The sequence below is a fragment of the Vibrio sp. 704 genome (assembly GCF_033339295.1).
Window position 1 is genome coordinate 1 of the sequence record NZ_JAWOUH010000093.1, and the last position, 1,190, is coordinate 1,190.

A 1,190-nucleotide genomic window follows, 5' to 3' on the forward strand; every position below is an offset into this window, starting at 1 on the left:
TGTCTAAAGAAAAATTTGAACGTACGAAACCGCACGTTAACGTTGGTACTATCGGCCACGTTGACCACGGTAAAACAACTCTAACTGCAGCTATCTGTACTACTCTTGCTAAAGTTTACGGCGGTGTAGCTAAAGACTTCGCATCTATCGATAACGCTCCAGAAGAGCGTGAGCGCGGTATCACAATCGCAACTTCTCACGTTGAGTACGACACTCCATCACGCCACTACGCACACGTTGACTGTCCAGGACACGCTGACTATGTTAAAAACATGATCACTGGTGCTGCACAGATGGACGGTGGTATCCTAGTTGTTGCTGCGACAGATGGCCCAATGCCACAAACTCGTGAGCACATCCTACTAGGCCGTCAGGTTGGTATCCCATACATCATCGTATTCATGAACAAATGTGACATGGTTGACGATGAAGAGCTACTAGAACTAGTAGAAATGGAAGTTCGTGAACTTCTATCTGAATACGATTTCCCAGGTGATGACCTACCAGTTATCCAAGGTTCTGCACTAGGCGCACTAAACGGCGAAGAGCAGTGGGAAGCGAAAATCGTTGAACTAGCAGAAGCTCTAGATACTTACATCCCTGAGCCAGAGCGTGCGGTAGATCAGCCATTCCTAATGCCTATCGAAGACGTATTCTCAATCCAAGGTCGTGGTACAGTAGTAACTGGCCGTATCGAGCGTGGTATCCTAACTGTAGGTGACGAAGTTGCTATCGTAGGTATCAAAGACACTACTACAACTACATGTACTGGTGTTGAGATGTTCCGTAAGCTTCTAGACGAAGGCCGTGCAGGTGAGAACGTTGGTGCACTTCTACGTGGTACTAAGCGTGACGAAGTTGAACGTGGTCAAGTACTAGCTAAGCCTGGTTCAATCACTCCACACACTAAGTTCGAATCAGAAGTATACGTACTGTCTAAAGATGAAGGTGGTCGTCACACTCCATTCTTCAAAGGCTACCGTCCACAATTCTACTTCCGTACAACTGACGTAACTGGTGACATCCAGCTACCAGACGGCGTAGAAATGGTAATGCCAGGCGACAACGTACAGATGACTGTAGAGCTAATCGCACCAATCGCAATGGACGAAGGTCTACGTTTCGCGATCCGTGAAGGTGGCCGTACAGTAGGTGCTGGTGTTGTTGCTAAGATCTTCGACTAATTCATA

The 1,190-nt window shown here is 47.2% G+C and carries 1 protein-coding gene; it reads left to right on the forward strand.

Features of this window, described 5'->3' with window-relative positions:
* On the forward strand, nucleotides 1–1,184 hold a 1,184-nt coding region (gene tuf, locus R7R24_RS24675), incomplete at its 5' end, for an elongation factor Tu (protein ID WP_017822038.1).
* Between the last annotated feature and the right edge of the window lie 6 nt (nucleotides 1,185–1,190).